The sequence below is a fragment of the bacterium genome, assembly GCA_009926305.1.
In the GTDB taxonomy this organism is placed as follows: domain Bacteria; phylum Bdellovibrionota_C; class UBA2361; order UBA2361; family RFPC01; genus RFPC01.
In genome coordinates this window covers 1-8,928 of sequence record RFPC01000090.1, presented here as the reverse complement: position 1 = coordinate 8,928, position 8,928 = coordinate 1, and the positions used below count along the sequence as shown (strand labels likewise).

8 protein-coding genes are annotated in these 8,928 nt (G+C 46.0%); 4 read left to right on the top strand and 4 right to left on the bottom strand.

The features are described 5' to 3' along the window. Positions 1-145: 145 nt before the first annotated feature. Together EBR25_11420 and EBR25_11415 are read right to left on the bottom strand one after the other, a co-directional pair. Positions 146-2,356 carry a VWA domain-containing protein gene (locus tag EBR25_11420; protein ID NBW41593.1) on the bottom strand — a complete coding sequence of 737 codons (2,211 nt, stop codon included), beginning with the start codon at positions 2,354-2,356 and terminating at the stop codon, positions 146-148. Position 2,357: 1 nt separating this feature from the next. Beyond that, positions 2,358-2,948, bottom strand: a complete 591-nt coding sequence (locus EBR25_11415; GenBank protein NBW41592.1) for an RNA polymerase sigma factor — start codon at positions 2,946-2,948, stop codon at positions 2,358-2,360. Positions 2,949-3,014: 66 nt separating this feature from the next. Here EBR25_11415 and EBR25_11410 point away from each other — a divergent pair, with 66 nt between their 5' ends. Together EBR25_11410 and EBR25_11405 are read left to right on the top strand one after the other, a co-directional pair. Beyond that, positions 3,015-3,203 carry a hypothetical protein gene (locus EBR25_11410; GenBank protein ID NBW41591.1) on the top strand — a complete coding sequence of 63 codons (189 nt, stop codon included), beginning with the start codon at positions 3,015-3,017 and terminating at the stop codon, positions 3,201-3,203. A 141-nt stretch (positions 3,204-3,344) separates the two neighbouring features. Next, positions 3,345-3,524 (top strand): DUF4223 domain-containing protein, encoded by a 180-nt coding sequence (locus EBR25_11405; protein NBW41590.1) that lies wholly within the window; start codon positions 3,345-3,347, stop codon positions 3,522-3,524. A gap of 44 nt (positions 3,525-3,568) precedes the next feature. Here EBR25_11405 and EBR25_11400 read toward each other — a convergent pair whose 3' ends face one another. Beyond that, positions 3,569-4,486, bottom strand: a complete 918-nt coding sequence (locus EBR25_11400; GenBank protein NBW41589.1) for a hypothetical protein — start codon at positions 4,484-4,486, stop codon at positions 3,569-3,571. A gap of 99 nt (positions 4,487-4,585) precedes the next feature. Here EBR25_11400 and EBR25_11395 point away from each other — a divergent pair, with 99 nt between their 5' ends. Both EBR25_11395 and EBR25_11390 read left to right on the top strand, forming a co-directional pair. Then, the gene (locus EBR25_11395) at positions 4,586-6,376 is read left to right on the top strand and encodes a threonine--tRNA ligase (protein NBW41588.1); all 1,791 of its coding nucleotides are present in this window, start codon (positions 4,586-4,588) and stop codon (positions 6,374-6,376) included. 188 nt (positions 6,377-6,564) lie between these two features. Further along, positions 6,565-8,046: an HDOD domain-containing protein gene (locus tag EBR25_11390; protein NBW41587.1), complete on the top strand. Its 1,482-nt coding sequence runs from the start codon at positions 6,565-6,567 to the stop codon at positions 8,044-8,046. A gap of 28 nt (positions 8,047-8,074) precedes the next feature. Here the strand turns inward: EBR25_11390 and EBR25_11385 are convergent. Beyond that, positions 8,075-8,928, bottom strand: an 854-nt coding sequence (locus tag EBR25_11385; GenBank protein NBW41586.1) for a hypothetical protein, incomplete at its 5' end; no start/stop codon positions are given.

Sequence of the window (8,928 nt, the reverse complement as noted above, 5' to 3'; positions counted from 1 at the left end):
CTCTAGAGCATGGAAGGATCTCTGACAATGCCGAGATAGCGCATGAATAGGCCCGTTGTTTTTTTTCTTACCTTTTTTGGTCTTCTTCTATAAGGGCTTGCTACGACCCGTACCTGTGCATTAGTAAGGCGTATTGGTGCAACCACTACCGACGGCTTGCAGCGGCATTTTGAACCAACTCTATAAACTCTTGTCTGTAACCATGAGGGTCTTCTCCTTTCGCCTCCTTAGCAAGCTGTGCTACCTCGGAAAAGGAGAGCTCTGGTTCATATTGGCTTCCTCGAAGGAGATGTGCAAATGCAGATACGGCTGCCGTAAATCTGAAGTCAGAGGAAGCAGTCGTAAACTTTTCCTGAATAACATTTCGGTTAAGCGGGAAGTTAAGCAGCTTTGAGCGGTTTCCTTGTGGCTCTTTGTACCGAATCTTTAAGAAGGCAAGCTCTGCTGCAAAATTAGAATCTCGAGCTGACTTCTCCTCTTTCAGTTCCGGTTTTTTATAGCGGTACTCGGTGACTAGTCGCTGTGCCGCTTCAGTGCCTGTTAGAATAATTTCATAAAGTGCTGTAACGCTATGACCAGCTCCGATTTCACCTGCATCGATCTTATCGTTGGCAAAGTCTTGATTTCGAAGCTTACGATTCTCGTAGCCGACTAATCGGTACTGGGCAATGTGTTCTGGATTAAACTCAATTTGGAGCTTAACGTCTTTTGCAACAACCTCTAGGGTCCCATGCAAGTCATGTTCAAAGACCTTTCTCGCTTCAGAGAAATTATCGATATAGAAATAGTTCCCGTTCCCCTTGTTAGCGATCTGCTCCATCATGGCCTCGTTGTAGTTATTGGTACCAAAGCCAAGAGTTGTTAGAGTAATTCCACTTTTTCGCTTCTGTTCAATAAGCTTGATCAGCTCTTCAGTCCCAGTGGTTCCGACATTAAAATCTCCATCAGTAGCGAGAATTACTCGGTTTACCCCATTCGCGATAAAGGCTTGTTCTGCTGCGTTATAGGCCTGGTGAATACCGGCTGAGCCGTGAGTGCCTCCGCCTGCCGATAGCATGTTTATGGCATCTAAAATCTGACTCTTCTTCTCGATCCCACTTGGTGAGAGAACTGTTCTAGCCCCATGAGCATACGTAACAATACTCAGTGTGTCTCCTTGCCGCATATTATTGACAAGGAGTGTTAGGGAGCGCTGAACAAGTGGCAATTTGTCAGCGCTATTCATTGAACCCGATACATCAATTAAGAAAACAAGGTTCCAAGGCTTCTCACTTCCGTCATAACCACTCTCTTGTGCCTGAACTCCTATTTTAAGGAGGTGCATTCCACTTCCATCTGGGGAAGGTGCCATCTCAAAGTTTGCTGTAAAAGGATCTTGCCCCTGAGTCGTTGGATAGTGGTAGTCGAAGTAGTTAATGAACTCTTCTATCCGAACGGCATTAGCCGGCGGAAGTTGTCCAGCGCGAAGAAACCTACGTGCGTTGGTGTAGCTTCCAGTATCAACATCGATACTAAAGGTAGACATCGGCTCATTTGAGGTAAGGATTGGACTGTTTTCAATGAATTCACCGTATCTTTCTGTATTACTCTCCACAATGTGGCGCCCATAATACTGCTCATAAGATTGCCGACGATTCCAACGAGTGTCCTCTTGTTGAACGAACAGACCGCGACTCATGCGGGATTCCATAGGAGGGATCTGGTGCGCCGCTCCTCCTAGCTTGGACCCGCCTTTATCTGTAAAAAAGTCAGTGCGAGCTGATTTCGGATGTGTGACAGCCTTTTCAGATGTATCCATAAGCAGCGCTCCGCTATCTGCACTTATCTGCTGATTTCGAGGAATAGTCTGACTATCACTTTTTCCTGCTTTGGGATTTGCTATGGCGTGCAGAACTGTAGGACCGGCTTCACTCATCGCCCCTTGGTTCTCTTTTATTCCCGATTCCTCGGAAGTATCTCCCTCGGAAGTATCGGGAGAAAACATTGCTTCAGGCTGTAAAATTCCTGCTTGATAAGCTTGATACTCAGGCCCATAAATGAGGGCAAAGCAGAGGGTTACAGTAGCTAGGCTTCCGAAACCTGCCTTTAACATGAGGGAGGGGTTTTTTATTTCCATGAGAAGTCTCCTGAAGAGGGATGGCTTATACTTGATTTCAGCCATCACCTTTGAAACGAACCTCTCATCTAGCTCAAAATGCTCTTTCGCTTTTTCTTGTTCCATCTGAACGATTCGTTGGTAGTTGTTAAAATCACTTTGAAGAGAAGCATCTTCGTTGAGAGCCTCTTCAAAGCGGGCCTTCTCCTCTACAGACAACGTTCCATCTAAATAGTTCAAAAAATCTTTTTCTCTACTCATTTTACAGTGCCCCCTTTGATTGCATGCACTCTTTTAGTGCGATACGCGCCCTGTTTAATCTGGAGCGGACAGTTCCAACTGGAATATCAAGCATTTTCGAAGCTTGCTCATAACTCTCTCCTTGATAACCACACAGAGTTATCACGTCTTGCATCAATGGGCTGAGGGCTCCGAAGCACAGTTGAAAAACAGAAAGTAGATCTCTCGTAACTACTAAGTCAGGAACGAGTTTTCCTTGTTCGGGAATTGATACGTCTTCATTGGAGACAGTTTGAATTGATTCCTTATATCTTCGGGATTTAAAGTAAGAACGAGTGGTATTTAAGGTTATTTTTGTAAGCCATGTTTTAAAGGTGGCCTCAGTTCTAAAATGAGAGAGTGCTTTATAAGCTTTTACAAAGACATCTTGGGCAAGCTCTTCTGCAGTGTCTCGATCTCCTATTTGTCGCCCGATGACTGCAAAGACATAGTTTTTGTACCGAGCCACCAGCTGACGGTACGCATCCTCCTCTCCACAGGTTGCCTTTCGTACCAGCTCTTCATCCGAGGCATCTTCCATGTGAGTCATCTCTCTACGTAGCGGTTTCAGCATACTCTGACCTAAGTGTTATTCCTGTAATAGACAATGTGTAGTAGGAATAGTTCCAGAAATCTCTAAGTGCCTGAGGTTGCCGGGAAAAAGGTGAATTTTTGCTTTGATTTTGAACGGGCAGGGGGGAGGCTCGCTTTCTACTTTGTTCAACTATCTCAGCTTCGCTGTCGTGCTAGGAGTTTACTTACAAATATTATTAAAAGAGGGATTTATCTGGCCAATTCAAAGTATGCTATTGGATTCTTAGGATACTAGAGAGGCTAAACCGTGCGTTATTAGAATTTTGGTAAGAGGACCGAGGCAGTATGTACTGTTATAAACGCTGGCAGGGGGAGAGAGAATGGAAAGGAATATCAGAGAATACATCCAAGAGCACAGCCAAAAAGAGGTGTTTTCATGCGAACGTTGATGATAGCGGCTCTTGTGCTTTGCGGACTAGGTATTTCCGTGTGTACGGGAACTGTTTATAACAAGTCGAGAAATTGCTCTTATGATTACTTGCTGCATCCAGCAGTTTCTGCCTCGAAAATTATCGGTGGATGTGGAGTGATCGATTTATTGCCTCCTACCAGTTAGGGAAGTCCCTGTTAGGGAAGGTCCGACGTTTGGGGAGGCTGTTCTTACCTTTTTCGGTCTTCTTCTATAAGAGCTAGTAGTCCATCTTTGAGTCCGAGTGAGACGGCAGTAATCGAGTCTACTTTTAGGTGCAGCGCAATCTCTTCAAGAATGACTGTGGCCGAAAAGAGGATCGAAGCTCTCTTCGGTTCTATGTTTCCCAGAGCGAGCAGCTCGTCTATTGAAAGCTCTCGAATTCCATTCGTGAACTGAGAGAGCTGTTTCTGTGAGCAGGAGAGAGGAAGCTCCTCGTCTTTTCTTATAAGCCGAAGAATCGCCCGGATAGAGCCACTTGAGCCAATAATCTGGGGAATGGGTGCTGCATGGCACGCTTCAGAAAGCCCAGATATCTCTAACTCGTGTCGAATCCGTTCTCTTAAAAGCGCCTCTTGTTTTTCATTGGTTGGCACATTCAAGAGAGTCTCTTCCTGGCAGCGAACAGCGCCTAACGGAGTACTTACCGTTGAGAGCACTTCTATGCCTTCCATAAGTGAACACTCTGTGCTCCCGCCACCGATATCCACCAGGAGGGTTCGGGAGGGGAGTGCCCCCATGTTTGCAATGATCCCTTTTGAGAGCAGCATCGCTTCATCCTCACCAGAGATGATATGAAGTCTGATACCCGTGAGCTCCTCGATCTCATCACGAAGCAGAGCCCCGCTTTTGGCTTCTCGCATGGCGCATGTAGCGACCCCTTGGACCTCGGTTACTTGGTATTGCTCAAAGAGACCCTTAAAGTGCATAAAGATCTTTAGGGTACGTTCTCGGGCTTCAGCGGAAAAATCTCCCTGTTTGAAAAGGCCTGCTCCTAGCTGAATCATCTCCTTTTGCTTGAAAACCTTTTTCAGTGATCCATCTGATTCTTTTTCAAGAATATGGAGCCGAACGGAATTGGTGCCTAAGTCTATAATTGCTACTCGCATTTGTTGATAATGATTCTTTGAATCGGTGATTGCAAGGAAAACAGGCTTTCCTTTTCTTGCTTTCTTCTGGTATTTTTAGGAAGTTAACAAGGATTGCCCGTGGAACCAGATAAAAACTCACAACTCTATAAAATTCGACACTCATTAGCGCACGTATTGGCCCAGGCAGTTCTAGAAACGAAGCCCGAGGCGAAGCTTGCATTCGGCCCACCTGTTGATAATGGGTGTTACTACGATTTTCTCTTTGAGGAGCCCCTGTCGCAGGAAGAGCTTCCGGCTATAGAAAAGAGGATGAAAAAGATTATCCGTCAACGACAGACATTTGCTGGACGGAAGTTGCCAGCAAGTGAAGCCGTGTCGTACCTCGAAGGACAGGGGCAGCAATTCAAGGCAGAGTACTGTCGCGAGCTCATTGAGCGAGGAAATGCTGAAATTGGATTTTATGAGAATGGCCCTTTTGATGACATGTGTGAGGGGCCTCATGTGGAACACACTGGAGAGATTCCAGAGAATGCATTCAAGGTTGATTCACTAGCTGGCGCTTATTGGCGAGGGGATGAGAAGAACCCGCAGCTGACTCGTATCTATGTGCTTGCGTATGAAACACGAGAAGAGCTTGATGATTATCTCGAGCGGCGTAAGCTCGCGATGCAAAGAGACCATAGGAAGTTAGGAAAGGAGCTGGATCTCTTTTCTATTGATCATGATGGAGTTGGAGCGGGGCTTATCCTCTGGCACCCAAAAGGGGGAGTCATCCGTCATCTCATAGAAGAGCACTGCAAGAATATGCACGTGAAAGGGGGTTATGAGTTTGTCTATTCGCCTCATATTGGACGTGCAACGCTCTGGGAGACGAGTGGACACCTTTCATTTTACAAAGATGGAATGTTCGCCCCTATTGAAGTTGAAGGTCAAGAGTATTACTTGAAGCCGATGAACTGCCCATTTCACTGTAAGATCTTCGATAGCAACATACGGTCGTATCGCGAACTTCCAATGCGATTTGCAGAGTGGGGGACTGTTTATCGCTATGAGCGGAGTGGAACTCTTTCTGGTCTCACTCGTGTGCGGGGGTTTACACAGGATGATGCACATCTTTTTTGTCGTGAAGATCAAATGCCCCAAGAGATCGACACAGTCATTGATTTCAGCGTGAATCTCCTTCGGGACTTTGGTCTCCGTGATTTCCATTTGTATCTCAGCACACGCCCTGAGGAACGAGTAGGAGAAGAGTCGAAGTGGGATGATGCGGAGGCCGCGCTTACTGCAGCACTGGATCGGAGTGGAATTCCATATTCAATCAATGAAGGGGATGGTGCATTCTATGGTCCGAAGATTGATATCTGTGTAATGGATGCTCTTCAGCGTGAATGGCAGCTTAGCACGATACAGTTCGATTTTAATCTTCCAGAGAGGTTTGATCTTACGTACATAGATCTTGATGGAGAGCGTAAGCGACCTTATATGATTCATAGAGCGCTTTGTGGTTCTCTAGAGCGTTTCTTTGCGATCTTAATTGAGCATCTGGGCGGTGCTTTTCCTACGTGGCTTGCTCCAGTTCAGGCGGTATTTGTTCCCGTATCAGAGAAATTTATGGGGTACGTGAATGAGATAGCTGAAGACATGACAAGTAGGGGGTTTCGCATAGAGGTTGATGAAAGTGACAACTCATTCAATAAGAAGATTCGTAGTGCTGTTACTCGAAAGGTTCCCAATATAGTAGTCATCGGTGGTAATGAAGTTGATGAGAATTCGGTCACACTTCGGCGTTATTGTGTTAAGGAGCAGCTGAGCCTCTCAAAAGCAGACTTCATAGGTCGAATGGAGCTGTTAAGAACTGAGAAGCTCATGGACAACTTCCCTGATGTGGAGATACTCCAAGCGGAGTAAGGGGCCTGAGGATGAGGAGCTTGTGCCGCTGCTCATAGCTAGCTTGCTGTATTTATTGGGAATTACTCTCACTACGAGCAACTCGTAGCGAAGGTATTCGCTATTTTACTATTGGCTCTTCAGTAAACTCCGAAAAGTGCCGAATCCTTCTTTGCAGAATTTTCTTAATCGGGCAGGAAGGCTCCTCTATGGCATCGTCTCGTATCGCAACTCTGCTCGCTGAGCAACGACTTGAGCGAGTCATCGGTCATGTTTCCGACTTCTGGCTCCCAGTTAATCAAGAGCTACTGAAAGAGATTCGCCAAGAAGTCACTCATGCGACTGATGATCTCGCTACTCCAGCAATTATCAGTAAGCTCAAAGGCGATGTCTCTCTTTTCTTTCACTCCCTAAAAAAACTTGCGGAACTTATTCAGAATTCAGGCAGAGAGATTACAAGTGATAATCCGATACAATTACTTGAGGAAGGCGGGATTGCCGGACTACGAGAGATTTTCTCAGACAGTGGAGAGATTACTCGGTTTACGTTTGAAGAGGGAACAGAAGCACAATTATCCCGATTCCATGAAATGTTAGTCAGTGCCAGCACTTCAGTAGCACTTGCAGAAAGCTATGGGTTTGATGAAGAGGCAGCGTATACGGCTGCTATAATGAGACAATTAGGCTTAACGCTCATCGCATGGAGTTATCCTGGTATATATCAAGAAGCGATTCTGTCTCTTGGAAAAAATCCAAATTCCTCTCTTGAACAAGAGGTAGCAAAGCAACTTGGCTTTACCCCACAACTTCTTGCTATTCATCTCTTTAGACGGTGGGGATTTGATGAAAGTTATTGTTCTCGGTATGGGCTTCGTGAGCTACAATCCACGGAGGAAGCAGATGATTTCAGCGGCGAAGAGTTCGCCAACATCGCAGAGTTATGTAAAGTAGGGGAGGCGCTTGCGCGTGCGCACCACCCAGAGATATACCCAAAGTCTCGATATGATTTAGTAGAGGCCTTGCATGTCATTTCATCTCGTCTCGGAGATAGCGGAATGCAGTTTGTGCGGGAGCAGATTGATCATTCGACTGCTATCTATCAGACATTCATGCCTGACATTTGTAAGTGCGGACTGGCAGATCTTTACGCGCTCCCTGAAGTGGTTGGACACGATGCGGAGCTTTCCGAGTTACGGCGAAATCCTTTCTTGAACTGTTGCTCCCCAGAGATGGGCAGGGCAGTGCGCAGGCTCTATACTCATATTGATGGCGGACTAGAGGCTTCAGTGTGTACTCGGGTGTTCGTGGATGAGGTTGTACCGGTTGCTCGTTTTCAAGGGGGGTGTGTTTATACGGCAGACCCTTCCATCATGATGCTTATCCCACAACTGCCCTTTGGAGAATTAACTCTTCGAGAGCCAGTTGGAGTGGACTATTCAGTTGTGCTCTCAAGTGGTGACCTCATCTCACTGGCCTTTCAAGATTTAGAGCCAGTCGTTGAATATAAAAAGTCGCAGAATGGGCAACTCTGTACTGCAATTGCTGGAATGTTTGGTGGAGACCAGCGAGTGGGAGTCCTGTACTTAGAGATTCCAGAGCTAGTATCAGATTTTGTTCGAGATGAGCAGGTACTTCATTTTCAAGTCCTTCGTCATGCGCTCGTGGATTGCCTACGTCTAAAGAGATCGTGAACTAACAAGAGAGATGTGAGAGAATTCTCTATTGATGTATCAGCGCAGCAATTTTTGATGCATTTTCCGCCTCAAGTACCCGATCATTTTTTACAAGATACGCTGGGATTTGGACAAGTTCACCAGGTTCTAGTGAGGCTGAAATTTGTTTCCCGTTCATTCGTGCCAGGCGCGGAGCATTCTCTTTTTCAAATGTATACCAAAGGGCGAGAATAAGCATATTTTCCTGCCTCGATATGACCCGATGAGAGACATCTCCCTTCTCGTTGCGTTCAGCAATAGGGATAGTGGACCCTCTGGTGAGCTTTAATACCTCCTCTCGCAGAGAGTTCGGACTATCAATTTGTTCAATGCTCAGGAATCGTTCAGAGGGCGCATCGAGTGGAGGCGCTATCGATGCTTCTCGCTGCTGTGTTGATATTGTCTTTCGAATATTTCTTTTCAAGGGGAGAAGAAAGTCTCGTTGAATCTGAGTTGGACCAAGAATAACCCAGACACTTTTTTCCTGTTCAATACGGAAAAGTTCGTCTGGTGATAGATAGTAAAGATCAACTTTACTTTTGTCTTGTGATGAATCCACAACTCGTACTGCATCTGGGATGCCTCGCCGCAGAATAAATCCCTTAAGCGATGAACTCTCTTCCCTGAGAAGATGCACCAAGCGGTTGGGAGCAAGATGCTCATTCTCTTCACTGAGGATCAGCGGGTCTTTCCCCTCTAGTGCCTCAAGCATTAACGGAAGTTCGCTATCGGTACTGCTGGGTGCCGTCCGTATGAAGTTACATCCAGAGAGGATGAGCAGGGAGATGAGAAATGTCGCTCGGATGATTTCTATGAAGCTATTACATGAGGGATGCTTGTTCATATGGACTACTTTCCTTG